Annotated in this window: 17 protein-coding genes; 8 read left to right on the forward strand and 9 right to left on the reverse strand. The window is 31.6% G+C overall.

Going from position 1 to position 23,388, the window contains the following annotated elements; genetic code table 11:
- Positions 1-4: 4 nt before the first annotated feature.
- Complete coding sequence (locus AC28QF_RS05090) at positions 5-3,025, reverse strand: tetratricopeptide repeat protein (RefSeq protein ID WP_488200453.1); 3,021 nt, start codon at positions 3,023-3,025, stop codon at positions 5-7.
- A 125-nt stretch (positions 3,026-3,150) separates the two neighbouring features.
- On the opposite strand from AC28QF_RS05090, the gene AC28QF_RS05095 reads away from it, so the two are divergent.
- Positions 3,151-3,837: a cell division ATP-binding protein FtsE gene (locus AC28QF_RS05095; protein ID WP_488200452.1), complete on the forward strand. Its 687-nt coding sequence runs from the start codon at positions 3,151-3,153 to the stop codon at positions 3,835-3,837.
- Positions 3,838-4,049: 212 nt separating this feature from the next.
- On the opposite strand, the gene mdh is transcribed toward AC28QF_RS05095, so the two are convergent.
- The 7 genes from mdh to asnB all read right to left on the reverse strand — a co-directional run bounded on the left by mdh (position 4,050) and on the right by asnB (position 15,507).
- Positions 4,050-4,976, reverse strand: coding sequence for a malate dehydrogenase (mdh, locus tag AC28QF_RS05100; RefSeq protein WP_488200451.1), 927 nt, complete (start codon positions 4,974-4,976; stop codon positions 4,050-4,052).
- Positions 4,977-5,098: 122 nt separating this feature from the next.
- Entirely contained in the window at positions 5,099-5,851 is a 753-nt protein-coding gene (locus tag AC28QF_RS05105) for a hypothetical protein (RefSeq protein WP_488200450.1), read from the reverse strand.
- Between the two features lie 104 nt (positions 5,852-5,955).
- Positions 5,956-6,996, reverse strand: a complete 1,041-nt coding sequence (locus AC28QF_RS05110) for a DUF6588 family protein (RefSeq protein WP_488200449.1) — start codon at positions 6,994-6,996, stop codon at positions 5,956-5,958.
- Positions 6,997-7,082: 86 nt separating this feature from the next.
- Complete coding sequence (gene gyrB, locus AC28QF_RS05115; RefSeq protein ID WP_488200448.1) at positions 7,083-9,020, reverse strand: DNA topoisomerase (ATP-hydrolyzing) subunit B; 1,938 nt, start codon at positions 9,018-9,020, stop codon at positions 7,083-7,085.
- A 277-nt stretch (positions 9,021-9,297) separates the two neighbouring features.
- Positions 9,298-10,059, reverse strand: a complete 762-nt coding sequence (locus tag AC28QF_RS05120; RefSeq protein WP_488200447.1) for a hypothetical protein — start codon at positions 10,057-10,059, stop codon at positions 9,298-9,300.
- Between the two features lie 200 nt (positions 10,060-10,259).
- On the reverse strand, positions 10,260-13,712 hold the full coding sequence (locus AC28QF_RS05125; RefSeq protein WP_488200446.1) for a pyruvate carboxylase: 3,453 nt from the start codon (positions 13,710-13,712) through the stop codon (positions 10,260-10,262).
- 130 nt (positions 13,713-13,842) lie between these two features.
- Positions 13,843-15,507 (reverse strand): asparagine synthase B, encoded by a 1,665-nt coding sequence (gene asnB, locus AC28QF_RS05130; RefSeq protein WP_488200445.1) that lies wholly within the window; start codon positions 15,505-15,507, stop codon positions 13,843-13,845.
- A 469-nt stretch (positions 15,508-15,976) separates the two neighbouring features.
- Here asnB and AC28QF_RS05135 point away from each other — a divergent pair, with 469 nt between their 5' ends.
- The 7 genes from AC28QF_RS05135 (at position 15,977) to trpA (ending at position 22,863) form a co-directional block, all read left to right on the forward strand.
- Positions 15,977-17,368: an anthranilate synthase component I family protein gene (locus tag AC28QF_RS05135; RefSeq protein ID WP_488200444.1), complete on the forward strand. Its 1,392-nt coding sequence runs from the start codon at positions 15,977-15,979 to the stop codon at positions 17,366-17,368.
- Between the two features lie 88 nt (positions 17,369-17,456).
- Complete coding sequence (locus AC28QF_RS05140) at positions 17,457-18,035, forward strand: anthranilate synthase component II (protein WP_488200443.1); 579 nt, start codon at positions 17,457-17,459, stop codon at positions 18,033-18,035.
- A 90-nt stretch (positions 18,036-18,125) separates the two neighbouring features.
- Complete coding sequence (gene trpD / locus AC28QF_RS05145) at positions 18,126-19,115, forward strand: anthranilate phosphoribosyltransferase (protein ID WP_488200442.1); 990 nt, start codon at positions 18,126-18,128, stop codon at positions 19,113-19,115.
- An 87-nt stretch (positions 19,116-19,202) separates the two neighbouring features.
- Positions 19,203-19,991, forward strand: a complete 789-nt coding sequence (gene trpC / locus AC28QF_RS05150) for an indole-3-glycerol phosphate synthase TrpC (RefSeq protein ID WP_275316451.1) — start codon at positions 19,203-19,205, stop codon at positions 19,989-19,991.
- Positions 19,992-20,108: 117 nt separating this feature from the next.
- Positions 20,109-20,768: a phosphoribosylanthranilate isomerase gene (locus tag AC28QF_RS05155; protein ID WP_488200441.1), complete on the forward strand. Its 660-nt coding sequence runs from the start codon at positions 20,109-20,111 to the stop codon at positions 20,766-20,768.
- A 55-nt stretch (positions 20,769-20,823) separates the two neighbouring features.
- A complete protein-coding gene (gene trpB, locus AC28QF_RS05160) occupies positions 20,824-22,008 on the forward strand; it encodes a tryptophan synthase subunit beta (protein ID WP_488200440.1) in 1,185 nt (394 codons plus the stop codon).
- 87 nt (positions 22,009-22,095) lie between these two features.
- Positions 22,096-22,863, forward strand: coding sequence for a tryptophan synthase subunit alpha (gene trpA, locus AC28QF_RS05165; protein WP_488200439.1), 768 nt, complete (start codon positions 22,096-22,098; stop codon positions 22,861-22,863).
- 77 nt (positions 22,864-22,940) lie between these two features.
- Here trpA and AC28QF_RS05170 read toward each other — a convergent pair whose 3' ends face one another.
- On the reverse strand, positions 22,941-23,369 hold the full coding sequence (locus AC28QF_RS05170) for an FKBP-type peptidyl-prolyl cis-trans isomerase (protein WP_488200438.1): 429 nt from the start codon (positions 23,367-23,369) through the stop codon (positions 22,941-22,943).
- Positions 23,370-23,388 lie beyond the last annotated feature (19 nt).

Below are 23,388 nucleotides of genomic sequence, written 5' to 3' on the forward strand. Positions count from 1 at the left end.
AATTTTAGTTTTGGGTAGTTACCGATTCGTTTGTTTTTGCTTCTTTATTTTTTATAGAACGAAGCTCGTTTGTAGCTTCTTCTGTAACATCTTTATACTGCGTAAAGTTTTTAATAATGTTTTCTAAGATGTAAGTTGCTTGGTAGGCATCTTTTAAAGCATAATAATTTTTAGCCATTACAATGTAACTTTTAACTCCCCAGTATTTGTAAGAAGAATAGTTGGCGATTAAATTTTGTACTGCTTTGTTAGATGCTTCATAATCTTTATTTTCATTTAAAAAGAATGCGTTATAATACAAGCTTTCAGCTTTTAGTTCGCCAGTAGCTTTTTTACTAACTTCATTAAAAAACTCTTCAGCAGTTAAAAAGTCATTCGTTTTAAAGGCAGAACGCGCATAGATTATTTTTGCGTCTTCAGCGACGTTTGTATCTATTTTATCGGTTCCTAAAACCTTTTCGGCATAGGTAATAGCGTTGGCATATTCTTTTTTATTATAATACCCTTTCATTAAATTACTTTGCGCAAATATTATATTCTGCGGATAATTAGCAACGGTTTCTAATTGCTTTAAAAGCTGTATTCCTTTATCCCAATTTTCTTCTTCTAAATAGATATTAGAAAGTTTGGCTAATGATTCTTCAGAAAATTCACTTTTATTTTGATCTACAACATAGGTGTAGTGTGGTACTGCATTTTTAAATTGCTTGTTGTTATTATACGATTGCGCTAAATAGAAATGAGATTTTAAAGCATGTAATCCGTTAGGGAAAGTTAAAAGATATTTATTAAACCCTTCAATAGCTTTTGCGGTATCGTTTTCTAAAAATTTGTTTTCTGCAGATTGATAAGTAGCATTGTCTAATTCTGCATCTGTAACATTTATAAATTTTACGTTTTTAACCCAAACAGCATATTCATCTACTTTACCAATATCAATATATACATTTTTAACATTGGTAACAGCCTGTTTTGCCTCTTTAGAATTAGGGTGTTTTGCAACAACTTCTTTATATTTTTCTAAAGCTTTTTTATTTTGATTGCTGTTATAGTACAACAATCCTTGACGTAAAAGAACATTAGGAATATAGTTGCTATTAGAATGCTCAGATAATAAACGATTATACGTTTTTTGAGCTTTTACAGCGTTGCTTGTTGCAGTATATGTTGTTGCTAACTGAAACAAAGCATCATCTTGTAATTGAGAACCTGCATAATCGTTAACAAGCGTTTGTAAGTTTTTAATTTTTGTGTCATTTTGCCCCATAAAGCCATAACTCATAGCTGTTTGGTATTGTGCGTAATCTGCACCTACACCGCCTTCATTAATTACTTTTTTATAAGCGTTAATTGCTTTTAAATAGTTTTTAGAGGCATAAAAAGAATCTCCTAATCTATTTGAAGCATCGTCATTTAAATTATTGTCATCTAATTTTAGCGCTAAAAATTGCTGAAAATGTTTCGCTGCATTTTCATAGTTTTTTTGTTTAAAATAAGTGTAGGCTATATTATAATCTAGTTTTATTGTATCCTCTAAATCTTTATTTGTAATTAATAAAAAACTGGTTAAGGCTTTGTCATAATTACCTAATAAATACTCTGTTTCAGCTAACCAAAAATTCCCTTTATTATTAATTAAGGTGTTTTCAGAAAGAGTTGCTTTGTAAAAATAAGGTTTAGCAGCTGCTAATTTATTTTCATTAAATAATTGAATACCTCTATACAATGATACTTCATTTGCAATGTTGTCGTTTTCTAAAGATTTTACACTACTTAAATAATCTAAAGCACCTTGATAGTCTTGTTGATGTAAATAAGAGGTGATTAATAATTCGTTTATTTCAGGTGTATTAGGTGAGTTTGGGTATTTAGTTAAAAACCCTTTTAAAACATCAGGAACACTCTCATACGGGTTTCCTTGTTCGTAACTCAATTTTGCATAACTTAACGAAGCACTTTCCGTTATTTTAAGATCAAATTCCATTTCGCTTGCATTTTTAAATGCATTTAAAGCTGCTGGTTTTTTTTGCAATTCTAAATAACATTCACCTAAATGATAGTAAGCATTCTGAGCAACTTTATTGTTACCACCAATAATTTTATTAAAGTTACCAATAGCCTCTTCGTAGTTTTTTTGTTGATAATAAGCGTAACCTAAATAATAATAATCGGTATTAGTCCACTTGCCATTTTTACCTTTATATGCTGTTAAATAAGGAATTGCCTCATCATATTTTTTAAGATTAAAATAACTCTCCCCAATTATTTTAGAAACCTGAGAAATTTCTTTTTCATCTTTTGATTCTTTTAAAAGGTTTTCTCCAATTTTTACAGATTTATCAAAACGCCCAGCTTTAAAACTAATATCTAAAATATAGTAATTTGCTTTTGCTTGATAAGTAGCATCGTTTGCTAGCTGACTTAAATTATCTTCGGCTTCACCAAAATTTTCTTGTTTGTAAGCAATATATCCAAAGTAATAACGCGCATCGTTACCATAAATAGGGTTTCCAAGTAATGTTTGAAAACGAGATTTAGCGTCTTTTAAATAATTAGAGACCAATAAAGCATAACCCATTTTATAATTTAACTCATCTCTTTCTGGTTGACTTAATAACTTGTCATTTACTTTTTGATACCATTTTAACGCGTGTGCTGCTTTTCTGTTAGCAAAATAATAGTTACCTACATTTATAAAAGCCTTCTCTTTTTTGTTATTATAAGGGTAGTTTTCTACAAATTCTAATACTTTATCATCTGCATTGTCTTGTGTTAATTTTATAGCACACATTGCATCATAATAATCGGCATCAGCTTTTCGATTTTCATGTTGATTAGCACTTCTAGAAACTTTACTAAACACTTCTTGCGCAGCAGCGTACGCTTTGTTGTTGTATAGTTTTATAGCTTTGTGATAATCAGATGTAATTTCTGAATTAATAGCAGATTCTTGTGCTATTGTAGTTGTTGAAAAAGCAATTAAAAACAATAAATAACAGCTTTTTTTGTAACAAATAAATTTCATATATCTTAGTTCTCTAAAAGGTATAACGTACCTTTTTTGTTTTTGTTGGTAAACAATGCATCAAAAATAAGAAATGTTATAGAATTAAGTAATAAAATTTTAGATTTGTAAAAACGAATCGATATATGGAAAGACCTGTTTTACATCTTGAAAATGCTGATATTTATCAGCAAGACAGTTTAGTATTATCAAAAATTAATTTCAGATTAAATAAAGGTGATTTTTATTATTTGATAGGAAAAACAGGAAGCGGAAAAAGTAGTTTGTTAAAAACCTTGTATGGCGATTTGCGTTTACAAAGAGGTTTGGGTGAAATTGTAGGTTTCGATTTAAAAAAAATGAAAGAGAATGAAATTCCTTTTTTAAGAAGGAAATTAGGAATTGTTTTTCAGGATTTTAAACTTTTAAATGATAGAAACGTTTTTGAAAACTTAGAATTTGTTTTAAAAGCTACTGGATGGAAAGATAAAACCGAAATGAAAGATAAAATCTACGAGGTTTTAGATAAAGTAGGAATGAAAGAAAAATACTACAAAAAAACATTCGAACTTTCTGGAGGTGAACAACAACGAGTTGCAATTGCAAGAGCGTTGTTAAATGACCCTGAGTTAATTTTAGCAGATGAGCCTACCGGTAATTTAGATCCTAAAACATCGCTTGAAGTAATGAATTTATTAAATGAAATTCATAAAAGCGGAAAAACTATATTAATGGCTACGCACGATTATCAGTTAATTGTAAAATTTAAGCAAAAAACCCTTAAGTGTGAAGGCGGAGAATTGTTTGAAGTGCAGCAACAACAAGCAGTTTAGTTTTAAATAAAAAACCCACTTCACGAATGAAGTGGGAAAATTGCTATGAAAAACTATGAAAAAGAAACACTACTAAATGCTTCCTTATAAATAAAGACGCTATCTTTTAAAGAACCTTACACGTTTGTCATAAAACTTTAAAATTTATTCAAAATAAAACCCTGAGTAATTAAATTATTCAGGGTTTATATATTTAAGAGCTTAAAACTATCTTATAAGTTTAAAGCAGCATTGTTATTTTTAACAGCTTCTGCAGATGCAGTTAAGTGCGCTTTTTCAGCATCTGATAAATTAATTTCAACGATACTTTCAATTCCGTTTTTACCTAAAACAACAGGAACTCCGATACATAAATCAGATAAGCCATATTCGCCATCTAATAAAGTAGAGCAAGGGAATATTTTTTTGGTATCACAAGCAATAGCTTGAACCATACCTGAAACAGCAGCACCTGGTGCATACCAAGCAGAAGTACCTAATAAACCAGTTAATGTAGCTCCACCAACTTTAGTATCTTGCATAACTTGCTCTAATCTTTCTTCTGATAAAAATTCAGAAACAGGAACAGAGTTACGAGTCGCTAAACGCGTTAAAGGAACCATTCCTTTATCAGAGTGACCTCCAATAACCATTCCATCTACATCAGATATAGGCGCGCCTAAAGCTTCCGCTAAGCGGTATTTAAAACGAGCAGAATCTAAAGCACCACCCATACCTATAATTCTGTTTTTAGGTAATCCAGTTGCTTTGTGTACTAAATAAGTCATTGTATCCATTGGGTTAGAAACCACAATGATAATTGTGTTAGGAGATTGTTCTACTAAGCTAGCCGCTACCGACTTTACAATACCAGAATTGATACCTAATAATTCGTCACGAGACATACCAGGTTTACGAGCAATACCAGAAGTAATTACACAAACGTCAGATTCAGCTGTTTTGCTATAATCTCCTGTAGTACCTGTTATTTTTGTATCAAAACCATTTAAAGAAGCTGTTTGCATTAAATCCATTGCTTTACCTTCAGCAAAACCCTCTTTAATATCTACTAATACAACCTCTGACGCGAAATTTTTAATAGCAATGTACTCTGCACAACTTGCACCTACAGCACCTGCTCCTACAACTGTTACTTTCATTTTTTTATATTTTTAATTGTGATGAATTAATTTAAGTTTCACAAAAATAACGATTTGACTATGGATATAAAAACAAAACCCCATTGAAATTTCAATGGGGTTTTGTTGGTGCTTAGTTGAGATTATTTTTTAGACATCATTTTTGTGTATTCTAAAATATATTCACTAAAATATCTCCATTTAATATCTTTTAAAGGGTACTTTTTAACAAACTCTTCACAATCACCAAAAAGTTTTTCATATCTAACATCTAATTCTCGTTTATGCATCCAAAAAATAACACCATTTTTTTTAATATAATAAGATTTAGCAAGACCACCTGCTACATTAAAACCAGCAAAACCAAGCTTGGTTGTTTCTTTAGCGAAAGGGTCACCAAAAACTTCTAAATACTTACTAAACGTAGGGTTGATTAGCTGCATCATATATTCTCTTTTTTTCTTTTTATTTTTTAAAGAAACTTCTTGGTTTTTAAAGTATATATATCCTTGGTTTATAATTTCATTATCTAAATCTGTTCTTTCCCATTGTCTTACATCATAAATATGTCTAAAAGATTTAGAGAATTTTTCTATTCCCCCAGGAAATAAATACATTTCTTTTATTTGGTCAGAATCAAATTTTAATTTTTTACCTGTTTGTTCGTCTTTAATTTTTATGTAATAAATCTGACCTTTTTTCCTATCTACATCTTTTTTATATCCTTCTATTCTTTTGCCATCTTTTAAGACAACGACAGAAAGTTTTTTACCTGAATAACTATTGTATACTTTGTCAAAAAGATCTTTCCCTTCTAATTTATCAGAAGTTTTATTTTGAGCATTTGTAATGATGCTGAAAATCATAATTAATAATAGTAAAACTTTTCTCTTCATAATTTTTGTATGTGAATTAATTTCTGGTTCGAAAGTTTAAAAATAAAAAAGAATCTTATTTATAAAATAAGATTCTTTTTTTGATATTTAATTTTGAATGAATATTATCTAAAGCTAAAAGCGATACCTGCGTTTATAGAGTTGTATTCTTGCATCGTATAACTTCCAAATATTTTAAAGAAACCTAGGCTTAAGCGAGTTCCTACAGTTGCGTTAAAACCGCTAGTATTGGTGCTTAATGATAATGGGTTTTTACCTAAATCTTCTCTAACAGTAATTGAAGGTATAGTTGTAGATTCATAGTTGGCAACAAAGCTGTCACCTTTTAAATCTAAATCAGTACTTCCTCCATTGTATCCTACTCCTCCATAAAAATTAATAATAGGAAAGTTAATAGACGCAATTGCTTGAACAGTATACGAGTTTAATTTAAACTGAGTTATACCATTTCTAACCTCTATATTACCATCTACATCGCCTATTATGTAATCTACATTCATATTAGTATATGCAGCTAATAAAGAAACATGTAAAGGCAGTTTATCTAAAGGTCCAAACCAACTTGTAATTTCTTTTTTTAATCCAATACCAAATAAGCTACCCTTAACATCGTCAGAACCAACTTTTGGTACATAACGAACCATTGCTTCTAATTTAAAAGGAAGTCCTAAACCAACTTGTATAGAAGGTGCAGGCACAGCACTTGCAGGTAGGTCTTCTTTTACACCGTTTGGCATTGTAAAATCAGCAGAAACTGTTTGTCCGTTTACCGTAGTCTCATATCTTAAATCAACAGGTGTAATATCTTCACTTCCCGCAACAGTAGGAGATGAGCTAACCCCATTTGTAACGGTTGTGTTACTTGATAGGTTTAATTTAGCAATGTTAAAAATTTCATCTTTTGATGGTATAAAAGAAATGTTAGCTCCTATTGTTATATCGAAACCAAATTTTTTGTGAACTTTAGCAGTGTGATACCAACCATTGTTCATGCTGTAAATAAATCCTTTCATCGCAGGATTCAAATAAGCATTTGTTAATTTTGTAGCATCTTCTTTTGCTAAAAGAATTGTTTCCAGTTCTTGCGCTTTTGCACCAAAAACTAAAGTGAAAAGAGTTACTATAGATAAAATTATTTTTTTCATTTTACAAAGTTGTTTATTTAGACAAATGTAAGAAAAAAGCTCAATCTTTTAAGATTGAGCTTTTTAGTTTTGTAATAATAAAAATATTATACGTCGATATTAGCATATTTCGCATTACGTTCTATAAAATCTCTACGAGGCGGAACTTCATCTCCCATAAGCATAGAGAAAACTCTATCTGCTTCTGCTGGGCTATCAATAACTACCTTACGTAATGTTCTAAATTCTGGGTTCATTGTTGTATCCCATAACTGGTCTGCATTCATCTCTCCAAGACCTTTGTAACGCTGTATGTTTACAGAGCCTCCCATGTTTTTAGCAATAACATCACGTTGGTTATCATCCCAAGCGTATTCTCTTTTTTGCCCCTTTTTTACTAAATATAAAGGTGGTGTTGCAATATAAATATAACCTTGCTCTACCATTTCTTTCATGTATCTAAAAAAGAACGTTAATATTAAGGTAGCAATATGCGAACCATCTACATCGGCATCACACATAATAACAACTTTATGATAACGAATTTTAGATAAGTTTAAAGCTCTTGGATCTTCTTCTGTTCCGATAGAAACTCCTAAAGCTGTAAACATGTTTTTGATTTCTTCGTTTTCAAAAACTTTATGTTGCATCGCTTTTTCAACATTTAAAATCTTTCCACGTAGTGGTAAAATTGCTTGAAAATTACGATCTCTACCTTGTTTTGCTGTTCCGCCTGCCGAATCTCCCTCAACTAAGAAAATTTCACATTGTGCTGGATCAGTTTCAGAACAATCTGATAATTTACCAGGCAAACCACCAATACTCATTACGGTTTTACGCTGCACCATTTCACGTGCCTTACGTGCTGCATGACGTGCGTTGGCTGCTAAAATTACTTTCTGAACAATGATTTTTGCATCATTAGGATTTTCCTCTAAATAGTCAGTTAACATTTCTGAAACTGCCTGAGATACTGCAGAAGATACTTCTCTGTTTCCTAATTTTGTTTTTGTTTGCCCTTCAAACTGTGGTTCTGCTACTTTTACAGAAACAATGGCTGTTAATCCTTCACGGAAATCATCACCAGCAATTTCGAATTTTACATTTTTAAGTAATCCAGATTCGTCAGCATACTTTTTTAAAGTATGTGTTAAACCTCTTCTAAAACCAGATAAATGGGTTCCTCCTTCGTGCGTATTAATATTGTTTACATACGAATGTAAGTTTTCTGAATACGAAGTGTTGTAAACCATGGCAACTTCTACAGGGATACCATTTTTTTCACCTTCCATAGAAATAATCTTGGCAGTTAACTGCTCACGTGTAGAATCTAAGTATTTAATAAACTCTGGTAAACCTTCATCAGAATGAAAAATTTCTGAAATAAAATTACCTTCATCATCCGATGTTCTCTTATCCGTTAAGGTAATTGTAATTCCTTTGTTTAAGAAAGATAACTCGCGCATACGAGTTGCCAATGTATCGTAATTAAACTCTGTGGTTTGCTTAAAGATTGATTTATCTGGTAAAAAAGTTACAATTGTACCTGTAAAATCAGTTTCTCCTATTGTTTTAACAGGATATAATGCTTTTCCTTTAGAGTATTCTTGTTGCCAAACTTTACCTTCTTTATGAACTGTAGCTGTTAAAAGGTCAGATAATGCGTTAACACAACTTACACCAACACCGTGTAATCCACCAGAAACTTTATAAGAATCTTTATCGAATTTACCACCAGCACCAATTTTTGTCATTACAACCTGTAATGCAGAAACGCCTTCTTTTTTGTGAATCCCAACAGGAATACCACGACCATTATCTTTGGTTGTAATAGAGTTGTCTTCATTAATTGTAACATCAATTGTATTACAATAACCTCCCATTGCTTCATCAATAGAGTTGTCTACAACTTCATATACTAAATGATGCAAACCTCTAACACCAACATCTCCAATATACATTGAAGGGCGCATTCTTACATGCTCCATTCCTTCTAATGCCTGAATGCTAGAAGCATCATAATTATTTTTTTTCTCTTCGCTCATGATAAGTGAATTAATTAAGTTTTAATTGTAATAAACAGTCTTAAAAAAAGAAAGTTTAGCCTAACAAATTTACGTTTATTAAGTAAGAAATAAAAGGATTTAAGTAATTGAAGCTGAATTTTTGTTAATTTGTATAAAAATAAAAAAGAGGCTTAAATTAGCTAAAAAGCACTTTAATATTGATTGTTTTGTTTTTTGAGTATGATAATGAAAATTATAATTCGAAAATCTCTCAGAAGTGATGTTTTTGAATTGTAACTTTTATTAAAAAAATGTTTTAGCGCAGGTTAATAGTCTTTTGAGCAGTAGAAAGGCCCTCTATAGAAATAATTACTTTATGAATACCTGGTGTTATATTTTCTCTGTTTACTTCTATGAGGGAAACAACATCTAAAGGGATGTTTTTATAATCTAATGTTAATTTACTATTGTACTTGTTTGTCGTGTTACTTGAGTTCTTAATGGTGACTATATTGTTTTTAGGGTCCAAAATCTTTATAGAAACACGTTTTTTTCCTTGGCTAGTTATTTCGTTTTTTAAAACATGAAAACTAATTTTAAAAGCATCTATTTTATTTTTGTTATTCGTTGTTGTAAATTTCCCATTATTTCTTTTTTTCATGGTAAGTATCTCAACAATATTTAGTTTTAATAATTTAGCTTTATCAACTTTATTCGCTAAATCATTAATTTTATTTGAAAGCTTTTTAGTTAATTGTGTTTTTTTGGTAAGCGCTTTTTTGTCTTTTCTTAAGTCGCTATCTAATTCATCAACCGAATCTTTTAGATTGATAATTTTATTAATTTCTGAAATTACCCTCTTAGAGAGTTTTTTGTTTTTTGCACTTAACTTCTCGTAGTTTGCAGTTGTTTTTTCTAGCTCTTCTTGTAGCTCTTTTTTCTCTTTAATAGATTCTTTAAGTTTAGATTTTGCCACTTTGTAATCGTAGTTTTTATTAAAAGCATATGAAAAAGAGAGTATTGTTGCTATAAATAAAAATACAAGTAAGATTTTCTTTTTAAATGTTTGTGTACTCATTTTCTTTTTGGGGGTTAGTTTTGTAGAAAATAAACCTAAATATAAAAAAGTACCAAGGATAAAAAAAATAAATATTTGATTTTCATCTATTTATAATGATGATAAATATTTTTTTGATTTCAAAATAAAACGGTATTTTGTGTTATTAAAGCAAAAAACCTCGCTATTTACGAGGTTTTTTGCTTTGTGATAATAAAGTATTACGATAATCTAATCACTAAATCTTCAGAGTTAACCATTACTCCAGATTTTAAAACGATTTGTTTTATTGTGGTATCTTCTGTAGCAGTAATAGTTGTTTCCATTTTCATGGCTTCAATAATAAATAATGGTTGGTTTTTGACTACTTTCTCTCCTTTTTTAATTAAAATAGTAGATAACATTCCTTGTAAAGGTGCTCCTATTTCTTTTGGCTCATTTTTATCAGCTTTAATATTTGCTACTTTGTTAATTTTTATAGATTCATCTTTTATTTGCACAGATCTTCCTTGCCCATTTACTTTAAAATACACAGTAACCATTCCGTCTTCATTCGGTCTTCCAACAGAATCTAAAGTAATTAATAAAGTTTTTCCTTTATCTAATTCAACAACAATTTCTTCGCCTCTTTCCATGCCGTAAAAGAAATTCTTGGTTGGTAGGTTTAATAAACTGTCGTATTTTAAATGTTTATTAAAAGCATCAGTAAATACTTTTGGATATAATTTATAAGACAAGAAATCTGTAAAATCTATAGGTCTGCTTAAGTCGTTTTCAAATATTTTTTTAAAATCTGTATATTCTTTGTCGATATCTAAAGGCTCAATATGGGCATTTGGTCTATCTGTATATGGTTTTTGATCTTTTAAAATCAACTTCTGAAGATCTTTAGGAAACCCGCCAACTGGTTGTCCTAGGTCTCCTTTGAAGAAACTAACTACCGATTGCGGAAAAGAAATTGTATCACCGCGTTCCAAAACATCCTGAACAGTTAAGTTATTACTTACTAAATACTGTGCCATATCTCCAACCACTTTAGAGCTTGGTGTAACTTTTACGATATCACCAAAAAGGTGATTTACATCGCCATACATTTTGGTAATTTCATGAAAACGATCTTCTAATCCTAATGCTTGTGCTTGTGGTTTTAGATTTGAGTACTGACCACCCGGAATTTCATGTTTAAAAACTTCACCAGAACCTGATTTTAAACCAGATTCAAACGGATAATAATATTCTCTTACTGTTTCCCAATAGTTAGAGTATTCGTTTAAAGAATCAATATTTAAATTACTTTCTCTGTCATTAAATCTCATCATTTCTACAACCGAGTTAAAATTAGGTTGTGATGTTAATCCTGATAATCCGCCAAGGGCGACATCTACCACATCAACTCCTGCTTCAATAGCTTTTAAATAGGTGGCTGATTGAATAGATGAAGTGTCGTGTGTGTGTAAATGAATAGGTACATTTACTTCTTGCTTTAGCGCTGAAACCAACTCGAAAGCTGCATACGGTTTTAATAAACCAGCCATATCTTTAATTGCTAAAATATGTGCACCAGCATTTTCGATGTCTTTAGCTAAAGTGGTGTAATATTTAAGGTTGTATTTTGTATTCTTCGGATTTAAAATATCGCCCGTATAACAGATTGATCCTTCAGCTAAACCATTTGTTTTATTACGAACATGCTCGATGCATGGCGCTATAGATTTCATCCAGTTTAAAGAGTCGAAAATTCTAAAAATATCGACTCCTTTTTCCCAAGATTGTTGCACGAAGCTTTCAATTAAATTGTCAGAATATGCAGTGTATCCAACTCCGTTAGAACCTCTAATTAACATTTGAAGCAATACGTTGGGCATCGATTTACGTAATAGTTGTAAGCGTTCCCAAGGATTTTCTTGTAAAAAACGCATGCAAACATCAAAAGTTGCGCCTCCCCAAACTTCCATACTAAAAATGTCAGGATTGTTTTTTGCGTACCCTTCAGCTACCTTTAGCATATCAAAAGTTCGCATTCTGGTAGCTAATAAACTTTGATGCGCATCTCGCATCGTGGTATCTGTAAAATGAACTTTCTTTTCGTTTTTTAACCACTGAGAAAATTTTTCAGGACCTAATTCTGTTAATAAATCTTTTGTTCCTTTAGGGAAGCTAGCATTTGCATCAAACTTAGGAACAATAGGTGTTACGAATGTTTTTGTTGGGACTAATTTTTTAACATCCGGATTCCCGTTTACAATAACATCTCCTAAATAAGTAACTAATTTCGTAGCTCTATTTCTTGGAGCTTTAAAAATAAATAAATCAGGATTTTGTTTAATAAAATTAACAGTAACTTCTCCTTTTCTAAAGGTTTCATGTTTTAAAATGTTATCAAGAAAAGGCATGTTTGTTTTTACACCTCTAATTCTGAATTCGGCTAAAGCTCTACGAACTTTTCTACAAGCACCATCTAAAGTTCTACTGTTTGCAGTAACTTTTACAAGCATCGAATCGAAAAATGGAGAAATAACTGCGCCTTGATAAACACTACCTGCATCTAAACGAATTCCGAATCCAGAAGCACTTCTGTAAGTAGTAATTTCTCCGTAATCTGGTTTAAAATCGTTCTGCGGATCTTCGGTTGTAATTCTACATTGCAGCGCATAACCATTTACTTTTACCGCTTCTTGATTTGGTATTTTTATTTGTTGATCTGCTAGTTTATATCCGCCAGCAATAAATAGCTGAGTTTTTATTAAATCGATATTTGTTACCACTTCGGTAACCGTATGCTCTACCTGAACTCTTGGGTTTACTTCAATAAAATAGATAGCGTCATCATCATCAACCAAAAATTCTACCGTACCTATATTATTATAATCAACAGCTTTGCAAATATCGATTGCATATTTATAAAGCGCGTCTTTTATTGTTTGTTTTAAATCGAATGAAGGAGCAAATTCAATTACTTTTTGATAACGGCGTTGCACAGAACAATCACGCTCAAAAAGGTGTACTGTATTTCCGAAATTATCGGCTACAATTTGAATTTCTATGTGTTTCGGGTTTTCTACAAATTTCTCTAAAAAAACGGTGTCATCTCCAAAAGCATTTAACGCTTCACGCTTACTTTCGTTAAAAGCTCTTTTCAATTCGTCGGCTTTTCTAATAACACGCATTCCTCTTCCACCACCACCAGAAGCAGCTTTTAACATAATCGGATATCCAATTATTTCGGCTTCACTTAAAGCAACATCAATATTTATTAAAGGCTTTTCGTTACTTCTTATTACGGGAATGTTATTTGCAACAGCAACCTCTTTTGCTGTAATTTTATCACCTAAAGATTTTAATACAGATACTTTGGGGCCAATAAAAATAATACCATTGTCTTCGCATTTCTGAGCAAGACCCGCATTTTCAGATAAAAAGCCATAACCAGGATGTACCGCGTCGGCACCACTTTCTAAAGCAACTCTAATAATTTCATCAATATTTAAATACGGTTTTAGCGGCGCATTATTTTCTCCTATTTGATAAGATTCATCAGCTTTATATCTGTGTAGTGAATACCTATCTTCAAAGGTGTAAACACCTACTGTTTTAACATTGATTTCTGTACAGGCTCTAAAAATTCTGATAGCAATTTCACCTCTATTTGCGACAAGTACTTTTTTAATTTTCATTCTTATTGTGGTATGTTTTGGAATAAGTTAGCGAACATTCGCTGTAAAAGTAATAAACGCAAATTAAATTATCAATTAATTTTTAAATTAGAATGTCATAGTTTGTTAACAATCAGTTTAAAAACTGCTTTTAATAAGCATCATCATGTACGCTCATAATTGCTCTACCTGATGGTTCGTTCATGTTTTTAAAAGCTTCGTCCCATTCTAATGCAATTTTTGTGCTACAAGCAACACTTGGCTCTTGCGGAACACTTAATGCAGCTGTATCACTAGGAAAATGGGCTTCAAAAATAGTTCTGTAATAAAACTCCTCTTTGTTTTGTGGCGTTTGTATCGGGAACCTAAATTTTGCATTAGCCAATTGTTCATCTGTAACTTCCTTATCTACTACTTCCTTTAAAGTGTCAATCCAATCATAACCCACACCGTCAGAAAATTGTTCTTTTTGTCGCCAAGCAACACTTTCTGGCAACATACCTTCAAAAGCCTTTCTGATAACCCATTTTTCCATGCGCTCTCCGTTAATCATTTTATCTTGTGGGTTAATGCGCATAGCAACATCTATAAATTCTTTATCTAAAAACGGAACACGTCCTTCAATTCCCCAAGCCATTAAGCTTTTGTTTGCTCGTAAGCAATCGTACATGTGTAATTTATCTAATTTACGAACCGTTTCTTCATGAAATTCTTCTGGATTTGGCGCTTTATGAAAATATAAATAGCCTCCAAAAATTTCATCAGCTCCTTCACCAGATAATACCATTTTAACACCCATCGATTTAATAACTCTAGCCATTAAATACATTGGGGTAGAAGATCTAATAGTAGTAATATCATACGTTTCGATGTTATAAATTACATCTTTAATAGCATCTAAGCCTTCTTGAATGGTGAATTTTATTTCATGATGAATTGTTCCAATATGATCAGCTACTTTCTGAGCAGCAGCTAAATCAGGCGAGCCTTCTAATCCTACAGAAAAAGAATGTAATTGTGGATACCAAGCTTCAGAGGTGTCGTCAGATTCTATTCTTTTTTGCGAATACTTTTTAGCAATTGCAGAAATCACAGATGAATCTAATCCGCCAGAAAGTAATACACCATAAGGCACGTCACTCATTAATTGCCTGTGCACAGCCGCTTCTAACGCTTCTTTAACTTCTGTAATGCTTGTTTCATTTTCTTTTACAGCGTCGTAATCTGACCAGTCTCTTTTGTACCATTGCACAAACTTTCCATCTTTGCTCGACATATAATGTCCTGGCGGAAATAATTCAATTTTAGCACAAATACCTTCTAGCGCTTTTAATTCAGAAGCAACATAAAAGGTACCGTTTTGATCCCAGCCAATATATAAGGGGATGATCCCCATATGATCACGAGCAATAAAGTACTCATCTTTTTCAACATCGTATAATGCAAAACCGAAAATTCCGTTTAAATCATCAATAAAATCAACACCTTTTTCTTTATACAGTGCTAAAATCACTTCGCAATCAGAAGCTGTTTGAAATTTATACGATCCATCAAGTTTTTCACGTAACTCTCGGTGGTTGTAGATCTCTCCGTTTGCAGCTAAAATTAATTTTTTATCAGCACTAAATAATGGTTGTTGCCCAGATGCGGGATCAACAATTGCCAAACGCTCGTGTGTCATGATTACTTTAGCATCACTATAAACTCCACTCCAATCTGGCCCACGGTGTCTAATTTTTTTAGACATTTCTAACAACTGAGGTCTTAAAACCTCTGAAGACTCTTTTAAATCAAACGCACATACAATTCCACACATAATTTATATTTTTATTCCTCGGTTAAATTGAGGGTTTAGTTCTTGTTTATGCTGCAAATCACGGTATTTTGTTTATTTTTAAAAACAATAATTGTATTTATAGTTTCAATATTAAATATTAAAAACGTAAATAGGTATTATGTGTAATTAATGTGTTGTGTTTTTATCTGATATCATAATGCTTTAAAACTTCTTCATTAAAAAAGTGAAATAAATTTTGCTAAACCAAAAACACTTTATACATTTGTGGTATAATGATGAAACAAAACAACATATGGTGGTGGAACTCTCTTAATAGTTAAGTGAGAAGATACCTATATGTATATATTATAAAGGAAAGGCTTATCTCACGATAAGCCTTTTTTGTTTTTTAACAATTAAATTATTGTCTCCTCGAGCGCAGTCGAGAGGTTATAGACAAGAAAAGAGATTAAATTGGTCTCGACTGCGCTCGACCTGACAAGTTAATATGGGAAAAATAAAATTTAATACAATAACAAAAAATAAAATTTCTGATACTATTACACCTGTAGGTTTGTATTTGCGCTTTAGAGATAAATATGCTAATACTTTATTATTAGAGAGTTCAGATTACCATAGTAAAGAAGAAAGTTTTTCTTTTATTGCTATAGAACCTGTTATTACCATGAAGGTTGAAGATCATAAATTTACTGTTTCTAAACAAGGAAAAACAATTTCAGAAAGTAAAATAGATAAGAACTTTTACAGCTTGTTTGGTGGTTTTTCAAAATCGATCGCTTTAGATTGCCCTGCAGCACTAAAGTCATTTAACGGTTTATACGGATATTCAACATACGATAGTGTTCAGTATTTCGAAAACATACAGTTAAATGTAAAAGATGCTCCGTCTAAGATACCTGTAATGCAATACAGTTTTTACCGATTTATTATAGCAATCAATCATTTTAATGATGAAATGACGTTGATTGAAAATATTGAAGAAGGAACGGAGTCGAGAATTTCAGAAATTGAAAACATAATAGAAGCGCAGGCTTTTAATACGCAAAAATTTGAAATTAGCGGAGAAGAAACATCAAACTGTACCAATGATGATTTTAAAGAATACGTAGTAAAAGCAAAAGCACACTGTAAGCGTGGCGATGTTTTTCAGTTGGTGTTATCACGCCAGTTCCAACAAAAGTTTAAAGGAGATGAATTTAATGTGTATCGAGCATTACGTTCTATAAATCCGTCACCATATTTATTTTATTTCGATTACGGTTCTTTTAAATTAATGGGATCTTCACCTGAAGCTCAAATTAAAATAAATGAAGGTAAAGCTATTATAAATCCGATTGCCGGAACTTTTAGGCGTACCGGAGATATGGCGGAAGATATAAAACTAGGCAAGCAATTATCCGAAGATAAAAAAGAAACTGCCGAGCATGTAATGTTGGTAGATTTGGCAAGAAATGACTTAAGTAAACATGCCGACAATGTAAAAGTTGAGGTCTTTAAAGAAGTGCAATATTTTAGCCATGTAATTCATTTAGTATCTACCGTAAAAGGAAGTATTAAAGGAAACCCGATAGAAATTGTAGGAGATACTTTTCCTGCCGGAACTTTAAGCGGAGCGCCAAAATACAAAGCCATGCAATTGATAGATACTTACGAAAATCAATCTCGCGGATTTTATGGTGGGGCAGTCGGAATCATCGGTTTAGATGGTTCAGTAAATCTTGCCATCGCAATTCGCTCTTTCGTTAGTAAAAATAACGTGTTGTATTATCAAGCGGGTGCAGGAATCGTAATTCATTCCGACGAAGAAAAAGAATTGCAAGAAGTAAATAATAAATTAGCAGCACTAAAAAAAGCGTTGACTTTAGCAGAAAATATTTAGGGCGTTTTAACAGGCTTTTCACTATATCTTTTTATTGAAAATAATAAAAAGGATGCCGTTTCAATCCTTAACGCAAAAAAAACAAAAAATGAAAATATTAATACTAGATAATTACGATTCGTTTACCTATAATTTGGTGCACATGATAGAAGATATTACAGGTAATTTACCTGATGTGTATCGAAATGACGAAATTTCTGTAGCTGAAATAGATAGGTACGATGCCATTATTTTATCACCAGGACCAGGAATTCCTGATGAAGCAGGTATTTTAAAAGAGGTTATAAAACAATACGCAGGTAAAAAACCTATTTTTGGAGTTTGCTTAGGTTTACAAGCAATTACAGAAGTTTTTGGAGGAAGTATAGAAAACATGGGAGAAGTTTTTCATGGTGTTGCTACAGAAATGGAAATTGTGAATAAAGAGGCTGTTATTTTTAAAGGAGTTCCACAAAAATTTAAAGCAGCAAGATATCATTCTTGGATTGCTTCAAATGAAAACTTTCCAACAGAAATTAACATTACAGCTATAGATGAAGATGGCGGAATTCAAGCAATTGAACACAGCGTATTTAATATGTCGGCAGTACAATTTCATCCAGAATCAATATTAACTGAAGTTGGCGAGCAGATTGTTAGAAATTTTTTAGAGAATATTAAAAAGTAACGTCATTACGAGTACAACGAAGTAATCTCTTAATAGATAAACAGGTTGCAAGGCAAATTATCATTTGCTTTGCAATGACAAGATTAAATTATGAAACAAATATTAAACGATTTATATCAACATAAAAGATTAACAAAATCACAAGCAAAACAGGTTTTGATTGATATTGCTTCGGGTAAATTTAACGAAGCGCATTTGGCTTCTTTTATGACCGTTTTTATGATGCGTCCTATTTCGGTTGATGAGCTTTCGGGCTTTAGAAATGCGTTGCTAGAATTAGCTATAAAAGTAAATTTTTCTGAGTATAACACCATCGATATTGTTGGTACAGGTGGCGACGGAAAAGATACTTTTAATATTTCTACATTAACGTCTTTTATTGTTGCAGGAACAGGTCAGAAAGTAGCAAAACACGGTAATTATTCGGTGTCATCTCAATCTGGTTCGTCTGATATGTTAGAGAGTTTCGGATATGAATTTACCAATGATGAAGCTGTTTTAAAAGCACAATTAGAGCAAGCTAATATTTGTTTTTTACACGCGCCAAAATTTCATCCAGCAATGAAAGCGGTAAGTACAACAAGAAAAGCATTAGCGTTAAAAACGTTTTTTAATATGCTAGGGCCATTAGTGAATCCGAGTTCACCTAAAAATCAATTATTAGGAACTTTTAATTTAGAAGTTGCCCGTTTATATAATTACATTTTACAAGAAGAAGGTACAAATTATGGTATTGTTCACGCCTTAGATGGTTATGATGAAATATCTTTAACAAGCGGATTTAAATTGTTTACCAAAAAAGGAGAACAATTAATTATTCCAGAAGATGTAGGGCAAAAAAGAATTGAACAATCAGCTATCTTTGGAGGAAAATCTGTTGCTGATGCTGCAAAAATATTCAAAAGTATAATTGAAGGAAACGGTACCGAGGCACAAAATAGTGTGGTGTTAACAAATGCAGCATTTGCCTTAAAAATTGTTGATGACAAGAAGAGTTTTCAAGAAGCTTACGAAGAAGCAAAAGATTCTTTGTTAGGATTAAAAGCGAAAAATTGTTTAAATAAATTAGTAAATATATAATGTCTGCTCGAGCGCAGTCGAGAGGTTTTAGATCTCGACTGCGCTCGAGCAGACAAATTTAAAATAGAAGTGACAAAGAATAGCAATATGACAATACTCGATAAAATAATAGCGTTTAAAAAAACAGAAATAGCCAAGATTAAAGCAGAAGTTCCTGTAAGTAAGTTGGTAGAAAGTCCGAATTTTAAAAACGCCCCTTTCTCATTAAAGAAAGAACTATTAAAAGTTGGTTCAACAGGTATAATAGCTGAATTTAAACGTCAATCTCCTTCAAAAGGAATCATTAACGATAAAGCTACTATCTTAGAAGTTACGGAGGGTTATTTAGATGCAAATGTAGCAGCACAATCAATTTTAACAGATACTTCTTTTTTTGGAGGAACCATGGCTGATTTATTAGAGGCTAGAACTGTAAATCAGTTGCGACCAATTTTAAGAAAAGATTTTATTGTAGACGGATTTCAAATTGTTGAAGCTAAAGCAATCGGTGCTGATGTTATTTTATTAATAGCAGCTTGTTTAACTAAACAAGAACTTAAAAATTACGGTCAGTTAGCAAACGACATAGGTTTAGAGGTTTTGTATGAAGTTCATACGCAAGAAGAATTAGATAAAATTAACGATTTGGATAATAAGATTATCGGAATTAATAATCGTAATTTAAAAACTTTCGAGGTAGATTTAGAACATTCTATAAAACTAGCAAGTCAAATACCAAATACAGCAATTAAGGTTTCTGAAAGTGGAATTTCTGATCCAAGGATTATTACTGGGCTAAAAGAGCATGGTTTTCAAGGTTTTTTAATTGGTGAAACTTTTATGAAAACCGATAATCCGGGATTAGCTTGTAAGGAATTCATTGATCAAATACGATAGTTAATATCAGTTCGAGTGAATTTTTAGAAAGGATAAGTTTGTAGCAAGGGTTAATTAACTTCTCGATACAATTTTCTCTTAAAATCGAAAATCACTCGAAGTGACAAAAATATACATATGAAACTGAAAGTTTGTGGAATGAAATACATAGAAAATATCCAAAAAGTTGCAGCATTGCAGCCAGATTATTTGGGGTTTATTTTCTACGAGAAATCAAAAAGAAATTTTGAAGGTATCATTCCTGATCTACCAAAAGAAATAAAAAAAGCAGGTGTTTTTGTAAATGAAATTCCCGAAATAGTAGTTTCATTAGTGGAAGAGTATGGTTTAAATATGGTACAGCTTCATGGCGATGAATCACCAGGGTATTTACAAAAGCTAACATCAATTTTCAAAGAAAGTATTGCAGAAAAACATCAAAAGGCAAAGTACAAAATGCCTGAATTGGTAAAAGTTTTTGGTATTAAAAATGCGTTTGATTTTGATTCTTTACATCCATATTTAGAAACTGTTGATTATTTTTTGTTTGATACAAAAGGAAAAGAACGAGGAGGAAATGGAATTACTTTTAATTGGCAGGTTTTAGAGAATTATCCTTTTAAAAAACCATTCTTTTTAAGTGGCGGAATTGGACTAGAAGAAGTATCAGAAATTAAAAAATTACAAGGAACAGGTTTGCCTATTTATGCTTTAGATGTAAATAGCAAGTTTGAAGAGTCAGCTGGTTTAAAATCAGTAAAAGACATAAAGAAGTTTAAAGAAACTTTAAAATTATAATAAATCGTCTAACAGAACCTGTTTCAGGTTGATGAAAAGTTAAAAAAACAAAGAAATGAAATCAGAATTTAAACCAACTAAAGAAGGATATTACGGACAGTTCGGAGGTGCATTTATTCCTGAATTATTATATCCTAACGTTAAGGAATTAGAAGATAATTATTTAAAAATATTAGGTTCAGATGCTTTTCAAGAAGAGTATAAAGATTTGTTACAGCATTATGTTGGTCGCCCAAGTCCGTTGTATTTAGCAAAACGGTTATCGGAAAAATATGGGGCAACTATTTATTTAAAACGAGAAGATTTAAATCATACAGGAGCTCATAAAGTAAACAATACGATTGGTCAGATTTTAGTAGCCAAACATTTAGGGAAAACTAAAATAATTGCAGAAACAGGTGCGGGGCAACACGGAGTAGCAACGGCAACAGTTTGTGCATTGATGGATTTAGAATGTGTTGTTTTTATGGGAGAAACTGATATAAAGCGACAAGCGCCAAATGTAGCGCGTATGAAAATGTTGGGAGCAAAAGTTATTCCAGCAACAAGCGGAAGTAAAACATTAAAAGACGCAACTAACGAAGCAATTCGTTATTGGATTCAACACCCAGAAACTTATTATTTAATAGGTTCTGTGGTTGGTCCACACCCTTATCCAGATATGGTTGCACGATTACAAGCAGTTATTTCAGAAGAGATGAAAGTGCAATTAAAAGAATATACAGGTAAAGAAAATCCGGATACAATAATCGCTTGTGTTGGTGGAGGTAGTAATGCCGCAGGAGCTTTTTATCATTATTTAGATGATAAAGAAGTTGAGCTAATTGCTGTTGAAGCTGCTGGTTTGGGTGTTAATTCTGGTGAAAGTGCTGCAACTTCTCAATTAGGAGAAGTAGGTGTAATTCATGGAAGTAAAACTATTTTAATGCAAGATGAGTATGGTCAAATTGTGGAGCCTTATTCAATTTCAGCAGGATTAGATTATCCAGGAGTTGGTCCTTTACATGCTTATTTGCATGAATCAAAACGAGCGAAATTTATGAATGCAACCGATAAAGAAGCGTTGGATGCAGCTTATGAGTTAACAAAAATAGAAGGTATTATTCCTGCTTTAGAAACTGCACATGCTTTGGCTGTTTTGCCAAAAATGGATTTGAAAAAAGGGCAAGTTGTAGTTATTAATTTATCGGGAAGAGGAGATAAAGATTTAGAAACCTACATTAAGCATTTAGAAGATTAAAATAAATATCACTTTGAGTGTAGTTGAAATGTTGTAACAATTTTAGCTTGTTATCGACTACGCTCGAACTGACAAAATCGAATAAACATGAATTCAATAAAAAAGGTTTTTCAAAACCAAAGTCAAAATTTATTATCTATTTTTTTTACGGCTGGTTTTCCGAAGTTAAATGACACAGTAAAAATTGTTGCCGATTTAAGTAATAGTGGCGTTGATTTTATAGAAGTAGGTTTGCCTTATTCAGATCCTTTAGCAGATGGCCCAACGATACAAAATAGTAGTGCTGTTGCGTTAAGTAACGGAATGAATCTTGATATAGTTTTTGAGCAGTTATTAGCAATAAAAGACACAAATAAAACACCATTAGTTTTAATGGGATATTTGAATCAGATTATAAAATATGGCGAAGATAAATTTTGTAAAAAAGTAAAAGAAACAGGAATTGATACTGTAATTATTCCGGATTTACCAATGATTGAATATGAAAATCATTATCAGAAATTGTTTAAGAAATACGAAATAACAAACGTATTTTTAATTACGCCAAATACATCGGAAGAAAGAATTCGTAAAATAGATTCGTTAACAGAAGCTTTTATTTACGTAGTAGCATCAGCTTCAATTACTGGGGCAAAAGGAGAGATTTCATCACAACAAATCGATTATTTTAATCGAATTAATGCTATGAAATTACAAAGTAAATTGATTGTTGGTTTTGGTATTTCTGATAAAAAAACTTTTACAACAGCTTGTAAATATATGAATGGAGCAATTATTGGTTCGGCCTTTGTTAAAGAACTAGATACAAACGGAATTGCAGGAGTTGGCAATTTTATAAAATCAATTAAAAAATAATATTTCTTATAAATACAAACCGCCTATTGTTTTTAATAGGCGGTTTGTTATTTTACAAAGATGTTAATCTTTTGTTGTTAGTTAATAGCAACAACCTCAAGATCAAAAATAAGTTCTTTACCAGCTAAAGGGTGATTTCCGTCAATAATAACACTTTCTTCTTTAACTTCAGTAATAACTAAGTTGAATTCTTGTCCGTCAGGAGATTTAGAAACAAGTCCCATACCTACTTGAGGTGCCATATCTTGTGGAAGTTCAGTCTTATTTACTTCCTGAATTAAGCTCTCGTTAACATCACCATATGCTTCTTCTTTAGCAATTGTAATAGTTTTCTTTTCGTTTAATTTCATATCAATTAAACCTTTTTCAAAACCAGGTATTAATCTTCCTTCTCCTAAAGTAAATTCTATAGGCTCTTTTCCTTCAGAACTATCAAAAATTTGTCCGTTAGATAATTTACCTGTGTAGTTTACTTTAACTGTATTGTTCTCTTTTACTTGACTCATACTATGATTGTTTAATTTA

The sequence above is a fragment of the Tenacibaculum sp. M1.3A genome, assembly GCF_057732375.1.